This is a genomic window from Streptomyces sp. NPDC054794 (genome assembly GCF_053611585.1).
Genome location: NZ_JBSHAQ010000029.1, coordinates 48,263 through 65,163 on the forward strand (window position 1 = coordinate 48,263; position 16,901 = coordinate 65,163).

Below are 16,901 nucleotides of genomic sequence, written 5' to 3' on the forward strand. Positions count from 1 at the left end.
GACCGGCCACGATGTCCCGCGGGAACTCGTGGCCGGTCACGTTCCTCGGGAGCGTCGAGGGCCGGCAGGGTGAGATCGAAGTACTCGACCTCACCCTCACCGTCCTGCGCGGCAAGCGCGAGCAGATGCGACGGCCGGTGCAGCCGTCCTTCAGCCCTGCCTGAGGCAGGGCTCAGTGCCCCGTCGCATCGATTCAGAACTCGAGTTCATGCTCGATCGCCGCCAGCTCTTCGGCGGTGCCCTGGACCTTCGGGCCCGTGAACCAGTTGCGTGCCGAGACCAGCCACCACACTCCGGCGAAACCGAGGACTATGACAACGGCGATCGGGGTGTAGTTGAAGTTCTTGCTGGTGACAGGGCTGGCTGTGGGCAGCATGAACAGGACGGTGATGATCAGTGTCCAGGCGACGGCGATGATACCGACGGGCCGGCTCCAGCGGCCGAGGTGCCAGGGGCCGCGCTCGAAGTTGTCGCCTTGGAGCAGTCGCAGGAAGACGGGCATGACGTAGGCGATGTACAGGCCGATGACGGCGATCGAGGTGACGGCCGCGTACGCGGTGGCGTTCCAGAGGTAGGGCAGGCCGAGGACGAAGGCGCCGCCGGCCGCCAGCCAGACCGCGTTGGTGGGCGTCTTGGTCCGCTTGTTGATGCGGTGCCACACCTGCGAGCCGGGCAAGGCACCGTCCCGGGAAAAGGCGTAGATCATCCGGGAGTTCGCGGTCACCGAGGACATGCCGCAGAAGAACTGGGCACCGATCGCGATGAGCAGCAGGAGCTTGCCACCGGTCTCGCCGAGGGCGTCGATGAAGATCTGCGCCGGAGGCACGCCGGTCGAGCTGGCCAGGGCGCCGTCGTAGTTCTGGATGGCAAAGGTGATGCCGAGCAGGAGGACCCAGCCGGCGACGAGGGAGACGAGGATCGACATCACGATGCCGCGCGGTCCGGCCTCGGCCGCGTTGTGGGTCTCCTCGGTCATGTGCGCCGAGGCGTCGTAGCCGGTGAAGGTGTACTGGGCGAGCAGCAGGCCGAGGAGTCCGACGTAGAAGCTGGAGCCCCAGCCGGTGCCGTTGACGAAGTGAGTGAAGACGAAGTCCGCCGACTGGTGCTTCGAGGGGAAGATCACGAGCGCGCCGACGATGATCAGCACGCCGAGGATGTGCCACCACACACTGACGTTGCCGAGCAGGGAGACGAGCTTGACGCCGAAGGTGTTCAACGCGCCGTGAACGGCCAGCACGATCCCGAAGAGCAGGATGGTGTGCCCGGGCGTGGCGGAGAACCCGAACTGCAGGTCGAGCAGCGCGTTCAGGAAGAAGGCCGCGCCGAAGTCGATGCCCGCGGTCACCGCCACCTGGCCGAGGAAGTTGAACCAGCCGGTGAACCAGGACCAGGCCGCGCCGTGGGACGGAGCGAGCTTGGCCGCCCAGTAGTACAGGCCACCCGCCGTCGGGTAACTGGAGCAGACCTCGGCCATGGCCAGGCCCACGAAAAGGGTCATGACGCCGACCAGCGGCCAGCCCCAAGTGATCATCGCCGGGCCGCCGGTGACCATGCCGAAGCCGTACAGCGTCAGACATCCGGACAGGACGGAGATGATGGTGAACGAAATGGCGAAGTTCGAGAACGCCGACATCGAACGCGCCAGTTCCTGGGCGTAGCCGAGTTCGTGAAGGCGTTGAGCGTCTCCGGACAGAGCCTTCTCGCGCTCCGGCTCCGTCACTGACTTGTCGGTGGGCATACGGGCCTCCTCGGGCTCTGGTGGCCGCCGGTGGATCCGACGTACCGCTCCCCGCCTAAATCAAAGGTTTGGTGCGATACCTTTGCCGTCGGCGCCGCCGAGCGCAAGAGTCCTGCGTGAAACATCGGTTACGAAAAGGCTTCGACGCCGTCGTCGCGACCTTCGCCACGGGGACGCCCGGGGGTAACAGAGAGAGGCGGACACCGCCCGGCATGCCGTGAGCCACGCAAAGCCAGTTGGGGGCGGCCGAACCCGGGCACGTCCCCTGGTCGCCGCCCAGCGAAACCACTTGTCGATCAATGGCCTGCCTGATTACCTTAAGGACTTGCGGTGTCCCGGCAGGATCGACGGGAGGCAGGTCAAGCCGTTACGCCAGGCTGTGACCGCTCGTCAATCCCCCAAAGCGGCCAGTCGTCCTCGTCGTCGCTCCCCCGCCGACCGATGTCCCGGCCACGCAACTCCGTGCGCCGGGCGATTGGCCGACTGTCGCGCTCTCCACGGACGGTGGCCGTGAGGTGTGGCGTGGCTGCCGAAGCCCGCGGGGATATCGGTCGGCACCCAGGCGTTGCCGCCGCTGTGATGGGAAAGCGGGGTGGCGCTGGGCTTGGTCTGCCGCCCTCCGTCGCGCGGTGCTCAGCGCAGCCTGCGCGGCTGCGCCGTGCACGCTCCAGGCGTACGCGAAAGCCCCTGCTCGCGCAATCACGGAAAGTAGTGGTCGTACGCCACGGAGAAGCCGAAGCCGGCGTCTCGCCCGGACACTGGGCGTCACCAGGTCGAGCCGCACACACCCTGAGGACCGCGGGCATCGTCCCGCCTGCTGCGGGTACTCGAAGCGGTGCGACAACGCCGCATGCGGTGAGGAGAGTGAGCGACGATGGCCGGACATCAAAAGGGCAAGGGCAAGATGGAAGAGACCACGGGCAAGGCCAAGGCGACGGTCGGCCGCGCACTGGGCAATGAGGAAATGACGGCCGAGGGACAGGCCAAGAAGTCTAAGGGTGCCGCGCGCCAGGCGAAGGAGAAGGCGAAGGACGTCTTCAAGCACTGACGTGCCACGCTCTCAGCGGGATCCCGTGTCCTATACCACCCGGGGTCCCGCTTCGTTTGCCATCAGGGTGCTGCCATTCGCACACCGCGGGGTCTCTGCGTCCACGCCGCCACCACCCGCCCATGCGGCCACCTGACCGTCGTCATGAAGGAGACTGCGCCGCACGCGCCACGCGGCGGCCGTCCACCACCGTCGTCGGCGACCGCACCCAGTCGGCTTGGCAGGCCGCCCAGCGAGACGACGTAGCAGCCAAGGGACAGGTCGCGCGCCAGCGGAGCACCCAGGCCGCGCCACCATCCCTTCAAGCGCCGGATCACGTGCCCGCAGCGGCTGCCGGTCCCAGCACGCTCCACGGAGTGAGAACTGCGACGCGGCCGGCACTGTCATTGCCGTTGAAGTAGGCCGTGCCGCGCACGAGGCTCGCGCCGGCGCCCGGCGGCAGCCACTGGCCGGCGTTCATCGACCGCCTTGGGAAGCCGTTCCGGTGCGGACGTGCTGCCGGAAAACGGATCGCCGACAAAGTCCATGAGCGCCTGACGAAGCCCAAACCCCGCCTGACCCGCAAGAGTGACTACCCCGGCCGTGGTGGCGCTGATCGCGAGATTGGTGAGTGAGAAGGAAGCCCAGGTTGCCAAATGTTCGTGCGGCAGCGCACCGACAAAACCGTGGGCCACAAGGTAGACCCCGAGTGCCGCCGCTCCACTCACGGCGCTCAAGGCCATAAGACGCGACGCAGGTCGCAGCCTCCGTGACAACAAGATGGACGCCAAAGCCACCAGCCGCGCCGTGCGCCAGGCCCTCGACCGCATCTTGGCTTGCCGTATTCGTGCCCACGATCCCCAGTGGGGGTCACTCGCCGCTATGACTGGCGTCCCGCCAAACGGGTCCCCACGGCCTCGCCCCCAAAGGCGAATGGTCGTTCACCAGAACCTCGGTCTGCTTAGCTCCGCGAGAGAGCTAAGACGAACATTCGTTTTCGTATTTGATAGGATGCCCCCCATGCCGAAGGTATCCCAGCAGTACATGGACGATCGCCGTACCCAGATCCTGGATGCAGCCCGACGATGCTTCCTGCGCGACGGGTTTCACTCAACGTCGATGCAGGATCTGTTCGCAGAGTCCGGGCTCTCGGCGGGCGCGGTTTACCGGCACTTCGCGAGCAAAGACGAGATGATTCTGGCCATTGCCGAAGAGAACATGCGTGAGGTCCTCACGATGGTCCACGGCGTCGCCACGACTCGGCCCAGAGGTTCCGTAGGGGCCGTCATCGCTGATGTCCTCGACCTCGTGTCAGTCAGGGCCGCGGAACACGACACCGCGAGGCTGGCTGTGCTGGCTTGGTCCGAGGCTCTGCGAAACCCCACGTTGGCCAGCCAGTTCAGCACCCTGCTGACCCAGATGCGCTCCGACCTCGCAGAGGTCGTGCGAGAGCACCAAGAAAGCGGCGCTCTGCCGAAGGAAGTGACTGCCGAGTCCATCGCCGGCGCGCTGGTCTGCTTCCTACCCGGCTACATCCTCCAGGTGGCCATGCTCGACCCCGCGCTCGTGGATGGGGTCGGCGACGCGGTACGGGCCCTGTGGCCGGAGCCGGCCACGCCTTGACCGGCCCCGGCGTTGGACGAGCAAGACCGACCACCCGGCGACACCGATCAGTGCTGGGTTGAGGGTCCGGTAGAGGAGATCAGCGGCCGTGGCAGCCGCCATCGGCATTCCCCCGTGATGCAGCGTCAGGACCAGAGCCGCGTCGAGAGGGCCGAGTCCCGCGGGCAACAGAGGCAGAGCCGACGCTGCCGTCATCGCAGCGACGTAGGCGAGCAGCACCTTGCCCGAGGCCGGGGCCGAGCCCACCGCATGACACACAGCGAGCACGCACACGAGATCGCCTGCCCAGTTGATCAGGGCAGCGCCAAGCCCCAGCAACCAGAAGCGACCTGGAGGCTGCATGACAGCCAACTCCTCAAGCAAGCCATCAGCCGACGTGTGCCCGTCCTTCCTGCGCCGCAGTCTCTGCCACACACGAAGAAGAGCGCTCACGGGCCGGCGCAACACATTGGTGTGCCGGACGAGCGCGAGCGCGGCGACGGTGACGGCACAAGCCACTGAAACTTGGATGGACGCCCTTACAAGCTGGGCACTGTCCCCAGCCAGAGTCCTGCCAATCCCAGTAAGCACGATGAGTGCGATCGTGCTCAGAACACCGGTGACAGCATGGGTGAAGCCGATCAAAGGCACGCTGGCACCCCAGGCACGCATACGCCGAGTCCGGTAGGTGATCGATACCAGGCTGCCGCCAGGCAGAGTCGCACTGAGAGCATTCCCCGCAAACACGACGGAAACAGCGGCGCGCAGTTTCACTCGCAAACCGCCCGCACTCAGTGCCAGGCTCTGCAGCCGGGCGAAGGCCGCCATCGACACCATCTCAGCGGCAACAGCCAGCAGAAACCAGGCGGGTTGAGCATGGGCCAGATGGCCTGCAGCTCGACGGGCATAGGGCGTGGCAACCGCCAGCTCGACACTCAGCAGCATCAGGACGACACCCACAGTGAGCGCGACGCGTGGTCGAGAGCGTGACGGGGATGGGCTCCCGTCGTCCTCGTTCACCTGCTCCACCCGGGCTCCCGCCCTTGGAGCAGCAACTTGGTTGTATCCGTGGTCAGCCGGCTCGATCTGGTGCGAGCTGCTCATCGCTGCACCGGCCATTGGGGCAGCAGGCGCATCAGGCCGACCAGGTGCACGGGACACCATGTGCGCCTTGGGAGAGTCAGGTCCCCTGGGCTCGCATGAAGCGGCATGTCAACCAACAGCCGCTCCGCCCACCATCGAAGCTGTGTACTGCCGGCCGGTGCACACACGAGGTCGTGGATCCGGCGGCGCACGCGAGAGGCACGGCTGGCCATGGGCCTCCCTCATTCCCGGGTTGCGGTCTGCCCGGCCAGCCAGGCCGCGGTGAGCCCATGGCCGGCCTGAAGCAGCCGCTCGGTGTCACGGAAGTCGATGACGCTGGCCACGGGAGTGGTGACGCTGGGCAGTCGATGGACCAATCCGCGGACCGCCGCGATGTCCCGCCTTTCCCGTTCATCCAAGATCTGGCCAAGTGCCCGGAACGCAGCGTCCAGGGCCGCGTGCGCCGGGCGCCCCGCCTGTCTCGTGACCGCGGCGGGAAGCACGTAAATAGTGGTCGCGCCGAGCCCCTCTGCCTGGAGAACAGGCAGGTCCGCCGAGACTCCCCCGTCGATGAGCCGCTGCCCGCCTACGCGCACGGGGGCATACAGGCCCGGAAAGGCCGCTGAGGCGAGTAGGGCCGGGACAGCCGCCCCAGTGGAGAGGACGACCGCCGCACCAGTCTCGAAGTCGGTCGCCACGGCGTGCATGGAGACAGCAGCCTCCTCAAGTCGACCGACAGCTACGGCAGACCGCAGCACCTGCCGCAGCGCTTCGCTGGAGACCGCCGCCTCGCTCCGGCCCAGCGCGGCCCTGGCCAGGGTCCGCAGCGAAAGCGGTGCGACGTGCCGACGCTTCAGGCGCATCCAGAGCGCTTCCAACCGATCGATACCGCCGATGCTTGGGTCGGCAGCGAAGGCCGCACCGTTCAGCGCCCCAGCCGACGACCCCACCACAAGGTCCGGTCTGATCCCTGCCTGGGTCAGTGCCCGCAGCATGCCGACCTGGGGCGCACACAGGCTGCCGCCGCCTTGCAGCACGAACGCCACGGTGTCACGCGGTGCAGACTCGGCCTCGACAGGCGCCATTGGCGTCCCGTTGGCACTCTCCGGCCCCTGTCGCGGTGACAACGCCAGCCCTCCGGCCCGTGCGGTGCTCATGCCACCACCCCCTTTCCCGGAATGAACGTTCCTTTTTCCGTCACCACATCCTGAGGGCTTTGGCGAGACCAGGTCAAGACGAACATTCGTTTTCCTTACAGCAGGATGCCACGCCAAGAGTCACGGAGCAGCAGCGGAAGCTTCCGCAGGGCCTCCACGCATGTGCGCCGACGACCTGGCACGGCACGCTTGCGAAAAATAACCGTTCGTTTTATTTTGGAGAGGCGGGCGTCAGGGGACGGGCGCCCGCAGCCCGCCCAACCGGCCAACAGGGGCGGGCGGCCCCGCCCCTGCGAGAGGCTCGTAGTGGACTCCGCAGGGCGGGGCCCTTTCATGCTCGTGCGGTACCCAGATGACCTCGGCCTTGGTAGTGACAGCGGCGGGCTCGGACCCGGCTGGTACGTCTGTGGCGTCGCCGGCGCAGGTGGTGTTCGCCGCTGGGGCGGGGGGTGTGACGTCGACGCGCGTCCGGTCGACCGGCCACGGACGCCGCCAGACGGGTCGGGACCGCCATGGCAAGAGCGGCTGACAGATCTTCTGACCGGGTTTTGCCTGTCGCGCGGGCGGTGCGGCGGAACACGCTCGCGCGCCGGCAGCCTGCCGCCCGGGCGCGCCTCGTTGCATGCGGCTTGCGGCGTGAACCCACCCTTGTACGCCCACACGTGGCCGAGCATGACGGGCTCACCAGCGTCCAACTGCCCACCTACACGCGCGACCTGAACCCTGTCGAGGGCATCTGGTCGCTACGTACTTCGCAATCGACGTCATCGGCGGCTAAGGCGGCGTCGGCCACCCTGTCCTGGACCGCCGCCGCCACCGTCCGGCTGACCGTCACACCGATCCATCCGATCGCCGCCTAGGCATGGCCGACGCGATGGCCGAAGTCGCCGAGGGCACCCCGCTGAACGGCATCGTCGCCCCGGGCCGGTCTGCCGCATGCTCAGACAGCCATGGCAGCGATTTTCGACGGGTTCATCATGACGAGCACTCGGTCGATGCCGTCCGGGGTGACGCTCACGGTGAGGACGGCGAACACGGTGCCGTCGCGCGACAGGCTCACCGCCGGTCTGCCGTTGGCCTCGACCGGTTCCACCGTGACGCCGGGCCAGAAGCGGTCGGCGAACGCGTGGTAGTACTTCGCCACGCGCTGACGGCCCACGACGGGGAACTTCGACGCCCGCACGACCCCTCCGCCGTCGGCGTACGAGACGACGTCTTCCGTGAACAGCTTCTCCAGTACGGCCACATTCCCTTCCTGGGCGGCCGCCACGAACACTGTCAGGAACCTCTGGTGGTCAGCGGCCGGGACGCTTGCCCGTTTCCCGGCGACCAGGTGCTTCCGTGCCCGGCTCACCAGTTGGCGTGCACTGACTTGCGTCTGGCCGATGATCTCCGCGATCTGCTCGTACGGGTAGTCGAATGCCTCACGGAGCACGTACGCCGCTCGTTCCGTGGGGGTGAGCTTCTCCAACAGCATCATCACCGCGACTTCCAGTGCTTCCGCGTTCAAGGCGCCCAGCGCCGGGTCGCTGCTGGTGTCGACCGGCTCCGGGAGCCACGGACCGACATAGGCCTGACGGCGGACCCTCGCCGACTCCAGCACATTGATGGCGAGCCTCGTCACGGTCGTCGTGAGAAACGCCCGCGCGTTCTCCACCTTGGACCGGTCGTAGGTCTGCCATCGGATCCAGGCCTCTTGGAGGATGTCCTCCGATTCGCTGAGGCAGCCGAGCATCCGATAGGCGATCCCGAACAGGTAGCGACGGGCCTCGTTGAAGGCTGCCTCTGCTTCCCGGAGGTCCTCGGCTTCATCCGCTGGATTGTTCTTCGGCGACATTGTGCACAGTCCCTGCTGTCCGGCAAGTTCGACGGCCACCGATGCCACACACATGAACGTGCGGATGAACCTCGGGGTTCTGATGGGCCGTCGGGAATCACGGCTGGTTCAGGAGACCCAGTCCGTGGAGTGGGTAGGTGGGCGATGTGGGCGTCGTTCCCGGCGTCGAGGGCATCACTGATGCTGGGAACGCCGTTGAGCGGGGCGCGGGCGGCCAGTACGGCGACGTTGCGGGAGGCGTCCTCGGCGGCGATCGGCTGGAGCGGCGTACGCGGCAGACGGACGGTCTCGCCGCCGATGGTCCTGGACAGGATCGCCTCGACGAACTCCATGAACTGCGTGGCGCGGACGATGGAGTACGGCATCGGGCCGGACTTGAGGACATCCTCCTGAACCACCTTGGCGCGGTTGTAGTCCAGTTCGGGCAGGTGGTCCACGCCGACGATCGAGAGAATGACGAAGTGTCCGACACCGCGTTTCCCCCTCGCGGCGAGGAGGGTGTCCATCGAGGACCGGAGGAAGGCCGGCGAGGTTTCGTCGAAGGCCGGGGAATTCGTCGGGGTGATGACGACATCGGCGCCCGCGACGGCTTCTGCGTCGAGGTTCTCCACGACGCGTGACCCGATCAGCCCGGTACCACCGACGGCCGCGAATCTCATGGCATTGCCCAACCCTGGAACCTGATGTCCAGTACGTAACTTTATGCGTCAAATCTACCCTCCCACCGCACAGGGAAAGCCGACAGGTACCGCACACGTCATGTGAGTGCGGTACCTGTCGGCCATGCCCGTCATACGCTCCGTCGGTGATGCCCCCGGCGGGACCGGGGGCACGCGGTGCGCCCGCGCTCGCGCTGTCAGAGGTTGGAGAAGCGGCCCGCCTGGGCGAGGAGCTGCTCGGAGTCATCGACCGGGGGGTAGATCCACAGCACGTTGATGTCCCGCTTGAGGGCCTTGGCATCCTCTCCGGTCATCTGGACCGTACGGTCCCAGCCCTGCGTGACCAGGGCGCCGGCCGGACCGAGGTCCAAGCAGGTGCTGTAGGGGTCGGGGGTGAAGGGCAGCGGGTCGGTTCCCAGAAGGTCGGCGACCACGTTGTGCCCGGCGAACTTCCCCATCGGCAGGGCGTGCTGGCAGCTCTGCGTCGTGTCGTGCCCTTCCTCCGCCGCGGCGACGGCGGTGTCGCCGGCAGCGTAGACGTCAGGGACTCCCGTCACCCGCAGGTAGGCGTCCACGCTCAGCCGTCCCAGCCGGTCGCGTTCCCCCGGGATCTGCGCCGTCAGGGGGCTCGCGACCATGCCCGCCGTCCACACGATGGTGGCCGCGGGGATCACCTCGCCGTCCGACAGGGTGACGTCCTCGGACGTTGCCGATGCCACGGTGCGGCCAAGGCGGCGTTCGATCTTCAGCTCGTCGAGCGTGCCATCGATGTGCGGGCGGGGTCCGGCACCGAGCTCCGGCCCGATGACATCGGCACGGTCGACCACGACCACCCGCACCTCCTCGCCCGCACCCTGCGCGTCCGCGATCGCCCGCAGCCGTTCACACAGAGCCGTGGCTATCTCCAGCCCGGTGAAACCGGCCCCGACCACGACGGCCGTGTACCGGCCGGGGGACGAAACCCGCTGGGGCAGCCGCCGCAGGTGGTGATCGAACGCCGCCGCGGCAGGCAGCGTGTCGATGTCGAACACATCCTGCGCACCGGGGAAGCTGGGCCGCACCAGCCGGCTGCCGGCGGCCAGCACGAGCTTGTCGTACGCCAGGTCCAGTTCCTCACCGGTCCGCCCCACGGCACGGACCGTGTGCGCCTCGGTGTCGATCTCGCTCACCGTCGCCGCGACACGACGGACACCGATCGGGCCAAGAACACGGTCCAAGGAGACCCGCATGCTCTCCGGGTCCTCCTCGTAAAGGCGCGGACGCACGACCATGTCGTCGCCACCGCTGACGAGGGTCACCCGGACTTCCCCCCCTGCCTCGCGCGCGGCACGCACGGCTCCTGCCGCGCTCCACACGCCGGCGAAACCCCCACCGATGACAAGGATGTCCTTCACTCGTACTCCTATGCCGTACTGACGATTACCCCCCATAGACAGGGCAGGCGAACACCTTGTGACAAGGAAGCGATGTGACGTGCGTCGCTGCTGTCACAGCAGCATGTGAGCGTTTGGGGCGTGGGTGACCTTGGACGTCCATGAGGCGGTCGGGAACCGACGGGAGCTGCCCGGCGTGGGCCCGCTTACGGGTGTAACCCACCGTGACGCACGTCGTGGTGCTCCGACCGCGGCACCGGCGCTGTCACAAATCAGAGCACCGTCCGGTCAATCACCCAAAAGGTGCAAACCGCGGCGAATCGATCGCCGTAGCCGTTCTCAGTCCGGCTTCCCGCACCCCGCACCGCTCCTCCGCCACCTACCTGAGGACAAGGTTCGATGACCAGCACTGACAAGGCGACACTCGGTGAGCAGTCGACCACGCACGAGATATCCGACTCGGCGGTCGCGATGCTCGACGAGCAGGGAACCGTGCTCGGGTGGACACAGGCAGCCGAGCAGCTCGTCGGATACAGCGCCGGGGACGTGGTGGGCCAGTCCGCCACGCTCGTACTGCCATCCTCCGAGGAAGCGCCGACGGTATCGGCGTTCGTCGAGCGGTGCCGCGCCCAAAATGGCTGGTCGGGCACTACGGCAGTGCGCCACCGAGACGGCCGGATGCTCACCGTCAGCCTGCGGATCTCGATGTTGTGGGGGCAGGACGGAGCGGTCCGGTGGCTCGTGTCCGTGACCGACACCGGCAAGATCTCCCGGGAAACGATGAACGGATCGGTTCGGGAGTCGCTTCTCACTCGGGCACCGATCGGCATCGTCGTATGTGACCCGCAGCTGCGTTGCACCTGGGTGAACGACACGATGGAGAGCCACGACGGCGTCTTCCGTGACCGACGGCTCGGACGTCGGTCCACCGATGCGCTGCCCAGTGCCGAGGGCGAAGCGCTGGAGGCAGTCATGCGGCGGGCACTCCAGAGCGGCGCCACCGGGGTCCACGAGTTCCGGAGCGGGCTGCCGACGAGTCCGTGCCAGGAGAACATCCTCGTGACTTCGATCTTCTGCCTCCAGGACGCCGAAGGCCGCGCGCAGGGCGTGTGCGCCGTCACCGTCGATGTCACCGAGCGCGCACGGGCGCACGAGCGCCTCGCCATTATCAGCGAGGCCAGTACGCGCCTCGGCAGCACCATGGACGTGATGCAGACCAGCCAGGAGCTGGCCGACCTCGCCGTGCCTCTGTTCGCCGACTACGCCATCGTCGACCTGGAGCACTCGGTCCCGTTCGGCGAAGGGCCCTCGGTCCACATCGGCCCGATCGGCGAGCGCCTCCCCGTCTTCCGACGTGCCGGTCTGGCCTCGATCCGCCAAGACGTCCCGGAATCCCCGTGGGTTCGCGGTGAGCAGGTCACCGTGCCGCACGCCTCTCCCTTCACCGACGTCCTGCGTACCGGGAGGTCCCACCTGGAGCCGATCCTGGACGCCGCTCCGGGCACATGGATCGACCGGGACCCTGCACGGGCGCAGAAGATCAATGAGTACGGCATGCACTCCCTGATGGTCGTACCCATCCGCGCGAGACGCGTGCTGCTCGGGGTGGCGATGTTCATCCGCACCGAGGACCCGGTGCCGTTCCAGGAGGACGATCTGCTCCTCGCCGAGGAACTCGTCAGCCGCGCCGCGCCGTCGTTGGACAACGCCCGCCTGTACGCCCGCGAACACGCCGCGGCCCTCGCGCTCCAGTGCAACCTGCTCCCTCACCGTTTGAAGGGCGGCTCGGCGGTCGAGACGGCCTCGCGTTATCGGCCCGCCGACATGGACATCGGTGTCGGGGGCGACTGGTTCGACGTGATCCCGCTGTCCGGGGCCCGGGTGGCCCTCGTCATCGGTGACGTGGTCGGCCACGGCATCAACGCCACCGCGGCCATGGGTCGGATCCGCACCGCCGTACACCTGCTCACCGACATGGAACTGCCCCCCGACGAACTGCTGACCCGCCTCGATGACGCGATCCAGCGACTGACCGAAGAAGCCGACGACACCCCGGCCCAGACGCCCGCGGCGGTGGGCGCCACCTGTCTGTACGCCATCTATGACCCGGACACCCGGAAGTGCACCATGGCACGGGCCGGGCACCCCCCGCCCGCGATCGTCGACCCGCAGGGCCGGGTCACCTTCCCCGACCTCCCCACCGGAAGCCCACTCGGCATCGGGCTGGGGGTCCCTTTCGAGGCCGTGGAGTGGGAACTGCCCGAGGGAAGTGTCCTCGCCCTGTACACCGACGGCCTGATCGAGACCCGCGAGTGCGACATCGACGCGGGAATGCACCGCCTGGGCACCGCCCTGGCACAACCGGGTCGCTCCCTGGAAGACCTCTGCACCCGCGCAATGGAGATCGTCCCGGGCCAGGCACCGTCCGACGACGTCACCCTGCTCCTCGTCAAGACCCGCTCACTCGGCCCGACCCAGGCTGCCTCCTGGACGCTGCCGTGTGACCAGACCGCTGTTCGCAGCGCCCGGCACATAGCCGCCGGCCAGCTGACCGAGTGGGGCCTGGAAGGCCTCGAAGACGCCACGAAACTGATCGTCAGTGAACTGGTCACCAACGCCGTCCGCCACAGCACCGGCCCGATCGGTCTGCGTCTGATCCAGCACCAGGCCCTGACCTGCGAAGTGTTCGATACCAACGTCTGCTTCCCACGTCCGCCTCGCGCACACACCACCGATGAGAACGGCCGCGGCCTCTTCCTGGTCGACCAACTGGCGCGCAGATGGGGCTCCCGATCAGTATCGGGTGGCAAGGTCGTCTGGGCCGATCAAGACCTTGCCCCTACCGTCACACCCACGCGCCGTCGACCCGCCGCCCGCACTCGAGGAGCGACCGGACAACGCCTCCCCATCGCGAGCATTCGGCATAAGGGTCAACCAACAGGAATGAGCGGGCGTGCCGCTCGGGTAGCTCCTGAGACGGTCCGGTGAATGACCGCCGAGTGGCTCACGTCTCTGGCGAACTGCTCCCGTAGCGCCGCCACCTCCGTGGTTCGCGGGGTGCGGAGGGCCGTCAACGCAGGATGAGACGCAGCGTGTCGGTGAGCACTGTGGTGGGAACGGCGGGGTCCGTGATCCGCTGTATGCCGAGTCCGATGCCGAGGCTGAGCAGCGTCATCGCGGCCTGCTCGGCGGGCATGGCCAGGGAGGCACCCAACTCCCGGGCCAGGGCGTCGAGTAGTTGAGCGAGCGCCTGGCGGATCGCGACGACACGCGCCGTGATCTCGCGCCGGAGCTCGTCGTCGTGGCGGGCTTGGGTGAGGAACTCGACTTCGAGCGTGGTCCAGGCCTCGTCGCCGATGTGCGCCTCGCCCCAAGCGGTGAACGTCGCCAGGCGGTCCTCGATCCGGGCGTCACGCATGACGGATTCGGTGAGCAGATTCAGCTGTTCGGTACGGATGTCGTCGAGGACAGCCAGGCACAGGTGGCCCTTACCGCGGAAGTTGGAGTAGACGGCGCCCTTCGAAAAGCCGGCCGCCTCCGCAACCTCACTGAGGGAAGTCGCACCGTAGCCGTTGCGCAAGAAGAGGTCCCGCGCGGTGGCGACGAGCCGCTCGCGTGTGCGCTCCTGGCTCTCGGCGCGGCTGAGGCGGGCCATGTCTCTGCTCCCTCTCTGTCCTGCGCAGCCTGACCAGCAGGCAAGTGAAGCTCTTGAAGTCCTCGGATCCTATCCCCGGCGTGGGCTGTCCACCTCGCTCGGATACCGCTAGTATCCCGAATCCAGATACCACCGGTATCCCGATCTCGCCGGTATCCCGATTGGTTGGAGTACTCAGTGACCATGACTGGCAGGCGAACGACCCCTTCCCGCGGACTGGTACTGGGCTGCGGCGGAACTCTCGGCGCGGCCTGGACCATCGGCGCACTGCATTCACTTGAGCAGATCACGCAATGGGACCCGCGCGACGCCGACGTCCTGGTGGGCACCTCGGCCGGCGCCGAGGTGGCGGCCATGCTCGGCAGCGGCATCGGCGTGGCACAACTCCTGGCCGCGCAGCTCGCACGCCCAGATGCCCACCCCGAACTCCGACGCCACTTCGCGGCCCCTCCCCGCGGCCTGCCGCCACGGCCCGCGGTCTTCCCCGGGTCGCCCCGGCTGGCGCGCCGCGCGCTGGGCGGCGGGGCGCCCACGCTGGCGGGCCTGTCCGGCTTGCTGCCGCAAGGTCGTGGTTCAGCCGACTGGCTCGCGGCCCTGGCCGACGTCCTGGCTCCTGCCGGAGGCTGGGTCTCCCATCCCGCGACCTGGCTGGTGGCGACCGACTTCGACATGGGGCGGCGTACCCCTTTCGGACATCCGGACGTCCGGCCGGTCGCCTTGCGTGACGCTCTGCGCGCGTCCTGGGCGGTTCCGGGTTGGTTTCCGCCCGTACGCATCTCCGGCCGGCGCTACGCGGACGGCGGCATCATGTCCACCGCCTCCGCCGACCTCCTTGTGTCCCGCGGCCTCGACGAGGTGTACGTCGTGGCGCCGATGAGTTCGTCCTCTCCCGTACCGCGCAGCGGCCTCGGCCGAGCGGAGGCGCTGCTCCGCCGCGTCATGACCCGCACGTTGGACGCCGAATGCGCCGCGCTACGGGCAGCGGGCACACGGGTCATCCGGATCGAGCCCAATGCCGCCGACCTGCATGTCATGGGAGGCAACTTCATGGACGGCCGACGGCGCCTGACGGTCCTGGAAACATCCCTGCGCACGACACGAGCCATCGTCCGCGATCGCCTCCGGTCAGCCGATTCACCCGCACCGCAAACGTCCGTCACCCACAACCTCGACGCTCGGACAGGAGCCTGACATGCCCCGGCCCGACGCTCCCACGGCAGCCGCCACCGGCGAAGTCCGCGACGTGGAGGTCCTGATCATCGGCAGCGGTCTGTCCGGCATCGGAGCCGCCGTCAGACTGCGCCAAGTGGGCGTGCACGACGTCGTCGTCATAGAGAAGGCGGACGACCTCGGCGGCACCTGGCGGGACAACACCTACCCGGGCTGCGCCTGCGACGTACCCTCCGCCCTCTACTCGTACTCCTTCGCGCCCAATCCGGAGTGGACGCGTGCCTTCGCGGGCCAGCCCGAGATACGCGCGTATCTCCGTGACACCGCTGCCAGGTACGGCATAACCCCGCTCATCCGCTTCGGCACCGAGGTCACACGCGCGCAATGGCATCCCCACCAGGCCCGCTGGCATGTCGAGACCAACCGGGACCGCTACACGGCCCGCATCCTGATCGCGGCGGCAGGGCCTTGGCACGAACCACTGCTCCCCGACATCCCCGGCCTGGCCGACTTCCCCGGCGAGGTCTTCCACTCCTCGCGCTGGCGCCACGACCACGACCTGACCGGCACGCGCGTCGCCGTCGTCGGCAGCGGCGCGTCCGCCGTGCAGTTCGTCCCCGCCATCCAGCCACACGTCGGGCGACTGCACCTGTTCCAGCGCACCGCCCAATGGGTGCTGCCCAAGCCCGACCACTACGTGCCTCGTGCCGAGCGATGGCTGATGCGACGCTTCCCGTCAGCCCAACGGACCTTGCGGAAAGCGGAGTACGCGGGACTGGAGACCCTCGGCGTCGGCTTCCGCCACCCGTCCCTCCTGCGCGCGGTGCAGAAGGTGGGCACCCTCCACCTCAAAGCGGCAGTGAAAGAGCCTCAGTTGCGCCGGGTCCTCACACCCGACTACACCCTGGGCTGCAAACGGCTGCTGCTGTCGAACACGTATTACCCCGCCCTGACCCGGCCCAATGTCACCGTCCACGCCACGGCTGTCGCAACCGTCCGTGGCAGCCGCGTCATCGGCGTGGACGGCAGCGGTGCGGACGTCGACACCATCATTCTGGGAACCGGCTTCCACATCCTCGACATGCCCATCGCCCAACGGGTGTTCGACGCCGACGGCGCCAGCCTCAACGACCACTGGAAGGGCAGCCCGGACGCCTATCTGGGTACGACGGTCAGCGGATTCCCGAACGCGTTCGTCCTGCTCGGGCCGCACCTCGGTACCGGACACTCCTCCGCCTACACGATCCTTGAGGCACAACTGGACTACGTGACCGCCGCGGTACGTCACTTCCGCGCGACAGGCTGGACGAGCATGAACGTACGCCCCGAGGTCCAGGCCGCCTTCAGCGCCGACGTCCAGCAGGCTCTGCCACGAACCGTCTACAACAGCGGAGGGTGTTCGAGCTACTACCTCGACGACAACGGCCGCAACAGCTTCAGTTGGCCCTGGTCGACAGGTCGGATGCGACGGCGCCTGGCCGACTTCGACCCCGAGGCGTACGACATCACTTCAAGCACACCGGTGGATGTCACGGCGTAGAGGCCGACGGGGGAAGACGACGGCGCCGACGGCATGCCGTGAAGTCGCCTGTATCCGAAT

The 16,901-nt window shown here is 67.8% G+C and carries 14 protein-coding genes and 1 pseudogene; 7 read left to right on the top strand and 8 right to left on the bottom strand.

The window, feature by feature from the left end; genetic code table 11:
- The first annotated feature begins 11 nt into the window (after positions 1 to 11).
- Positions 12 to 164 (top strand): hypothetical protein, encoded by a 153-nt coding sequence (locus tag ACWGKT_RS28035; RefSeq protein ID WP_453275893.1) that lies wholly within the window; start codon positions 12 to 14, stop codon positions 162 to 164.
- Between the two features lie 29 nt (positions 165 to 193).
- Here the strand turns inward: ACWGKT_RS28035 and ACWGKT_RS28040 are convergent, their stop codons facing one another.
- Positions 194 to 1,738, bottom strand: a complete 1,545-nt coding sequence (locus tag ACWGKT_RS28040) for an amino acid permease (protein WP_453275894.1) — start codon at positions 1,736 to 1,738, stop codon at positions 194 to 196.
- Between the two features lie 874 nt (positions 1,739 to 2,612).
- On the opposite strand from ACWGKT_RS28040, the gene ACWGKT_RS28045 reads away from it, so the two are divergent.
- Positions 2,613 to 2,786 (top strand): CsbD family protein, encoded by a 174-nt coding sequence (locus ACWGKT_RS28045; protein ID WP_356149351.1) that lies wholly within the window; start codon positions 2,613 to 2,615, stop codon positions 2,784 to 2,786.
- A 313-nt stretch (positions 2,787 to 3,099) separates the two neighbouring features.
- Here ACWGKT_RS28045 and ACWGKT_RS28050 read toward each other — a convergent pair whose 3' ends face one another.
- Entirely contained in the window at positions 3,100 to 3,246 is a 147-nt protein-coding gene (locus ACWGKT_RS28050) for a hypothetical protein (protein WP_453275895.1), read from the bottom strand.
- A 539-nt stretch (positions 3,247 to 3,785) separates the two neighbouring features.
- Between ACWGKT_RS28050 and ACWGKT_RS28055 the strand changes: the two genes are divergently transcribed.
- Positions 3,786 to 4,388, top strand: coding sequence for a TetR/AcrR family transcriptional regulator (locus ACWGKT_RS28055; RefSeq protein ID WP_453275896.1), 603 nt, complete (start codon positions 3,786 to 3,788; stop codon positions 4,386 to 4,388).
- Here ACWGKT_RS28055 and ACWGKT_RS28060 read toward each other — a convergent pair.
- The gene (locus ACWGKT_RS28060) at positions 4,287 to 5,312 is read right to left on the bottom strand and encodes a lysylphosphatidylglycerol synthase transmembrane domain-containing protein (protein ID WP_453275897.1); all 1,026 of its coding nucleotides are present in this window, start codon (positions 5,310 to 5,312) and stop codon (positions 4,287 to 4,289) included. The two genes, ACWGKT_RS28055 and ACWGKT_RS28060, sit on opposite strands and share 102 nt — an antisense overlap.
- 380 nt (positions 5,313 to 5,692) lie before the next feature.
- Positions 5,693 to 6,607, bottom strand: coding sequence for a patatin-like phospholipase family protein (locus ACWGKT_RS28065; protein ID WP_453275898.1), 915 nt, complete (start codon positions 6,605 to 6,607; stop codon positions 5,693 to 5,695).
- A gap of 662 nt (positions 6,608 to 7,269) precedes the next feature.
- Here ACWGKT_RS28065 and ACWGKT_RS28070 point away from each other — a divergent pair.
- The gene (locus ACWGKT_RS28070; protein ID WP_453275899.1) at positions 7,270 to 7,467 is read left to right on the top strand and encodes a hypothetical protein; all 198 of its coding nucleotides are present in this window, start codon (positions 7,270 to 7,272) and stop codon (positions 7,465 to 7,467) included.
- An 80-nt stretch (positions 7,468 to 7,547) separates the two neighbouring features.
- Here ACWGKT_RS28070 and ACWGKT_RS28075 read toward each other — a convergent pair whose 3' ends face one another.
- From ACWGKT_RS28075 to ACWGKT_RS28085, 3 genes and pseudogenes are all read right to left on the bottom strand, one after another.
- Complete coding sequence (locus ACWGKT_RS28075; protein WP_453275900.1) at positions 7,548 to 8,444, bottom strand: RNA polymerase sigma-70 factor; 897 nt, start codon at positions 8,442 to 8,444, stop codon at positions 7,548 to 7,550.
- A 176-nt stretch (positions 8,445 to 8,620) separates the two neighbouring features.
- Positions 8,621 to 9,103: pseudogene (locus tag ACWGKT_RS28080) on the bottom strand (SDR family oxidoreductase); the annotation flags it as partial.
- Positions 9,104 to 9,300: 197 nt separating this feature from the next.
- Positions 9,301 to 10,497, bottom strand: coding sequence for an NAD(P)/FAD-dependent oxidoreductase (locus ACWGKT_RS28085; RefSeq protein ID WP_453275901.1), 1,197 nt, complete (start codon positions 10,495 to 10,497; stop codon positions 9,301 to 9,303).
- A gap of 378 nt (positions 10,498 to 10,875) precedes the next feature.
- Here ACWGKT_RS28085 and ACWGKT_RS28090 point away from each other — a divergent pair, with 378 nt between their 5' ends.
- Entirely contained in the window at positions 10,876 to 13,464 is a 2,589-nt protein-coding gene (locus ACWGKT_RS28090; protein WP_453275902.1) for a SpoIIE family protein phosphatase, read from the top strand.
- An 82-nt stretch (positions 13,465 to 13,546) separates the two neighbouring features.
- Here ACWGKT_RS28090 and ACWGKT_RS28095 read toward each other — a convergent pair whose 3' ends face one another.
- Positions 13,547 to 14,131 carry a TetR/AcrR family transcriptional regulator gene (locus tag ACWGKT_RS28095; RefSeq protein ID WP_453275903.1) on the bottom strand — a complete coding sequence of 195 codons (585 nt, stop codon included), beginning with the start codon at positions 14,129 to 14,131 and terminating at the stop codon, positions 13,547 to 13,549.
- Positions 14,132 to 14,314: 183 nt separating this feature from the next.
- Here ACWGKT_RS28095 and ACWGKT_RS28100 point away from each other — a divergent pair, with 183 nt between their 5' ends.
- Both ACWGKT_RS28100 and ACWGKT_RS28105 read left to right on the top strand, forming a co-directional pair.
- Positions 14,315 to 15,322 carry a patatin-like phospholipase family protein gene (locus ACWGKT_RS28100; protein ID WP_453275904.1) on the top strand — a complete coding sequence of 336 codons (1,008 nt, stop codon included), beginning with the start codon at positions 14,315 to 14,317 and terminating at the stop codon, positions 15,320 to 15,322.
- 1 nt (position 15,323) lies between these two features.
- The gene (locus ACWGKT_RS28105) at positions 15,324 to 16,841 is read left to right on the top strand and encodes a flavin-containing monooxygenase (protein ID WP_453275905.1); all 1,518 of its coding nucleotides are present in this window, start codon (positions 15,324 to 15,326) and stop codon (positions 16,839 to 16,841) included.
- The last annotated feature ends 60 nt before the right edge of the window (positions 16,842 to 16,901 follow it).

Coding starts and splice junctions, on each gene's coding strand:
- ACWGKT_RS28035 (WP_453275893.1), top strand. CDS start 12: ATGTCCCGCGGGAACTCGTGGCCGGTCACGTTCCTCGGGAGCGTCGAG.
- ACWGKT_RS28040 (WP_453275894.1), bottom strand. CDS start 1,738: ATGCCCACCGACAAGTCAGTGACGGAGCCGGAGCGCGAGAAGGCTCTG.
- ACWGKT_RS28045 (WP_356149351.1), top strand. CDS start 2,613: ATGGCCGGACATCAAAAGGGCAAGGGCAAGATGGAAGAGACCACGGGC.
- ACWGKT_RS28050 (WP_453275895.1), bottom strand. CDS start 3,246: ATGAACGCCGGCCAGTGGCTGCCGCCGGGCGCCGGCGCGAGCCTCGTG.
- ACWGKT_RS28055 (WP_453275896.1), top strand. CDS start 3,786: ATGCCGAAGGTATCCCAGCAGTACATGGACGATCGCCGTACCCAGATC.
- ACWGKT_RS28060 (WP_453275897.1), bottom strand. CDS start 5,312: ATGCTGCTGAGTGTCGAGCTGGCGGTTGCCACGCCCTATGCCCGTCGA.
- ACWGKT_RS28065 (WP_453275898.1), bottom strand. CDS start 6,607: ATGAGCACCGCACGGGCCGGAGGGCTGGCGTTGTCACCGCGACAGGGG.
- ACWGKT_RS28075 (WP_453275900.1), bottom strand. CDS start 8,444: ATGTCGCCGAAGAACAATCCAGCGGATGAAGCCGAGGACCTCCGGGAA.
- ACWGKT_RS28090 (WP_453275902.1), top strand. CDS start 10,876: ATGACCAGCACTGACAAGGCGACACTCGGTGAGCAGTCGACCACGCAC.
- ACWGKT_RS28095 (WP_453275903.1), bottom strand. CDS start 14,131: ATGGCCCGCCTCAGCCGCGCCGAGAGCCAGGAGCGCACACGCGAGCGG.
- ACWGKT_RS28100 (WP_453275904.1), top strand. CDS start 14,315: ATGACTGGCAGGCGAACGACCCCTTCCCGCGGACTGGTACTGGGCTGC.
- ACWGKT_RS28105 (WP_453275905.1), top strand. CDS start 15,324: ATGCCCCGGCCCGACGCTCCCACGGCAGCCGCCACCGGCGAAGTCCGC.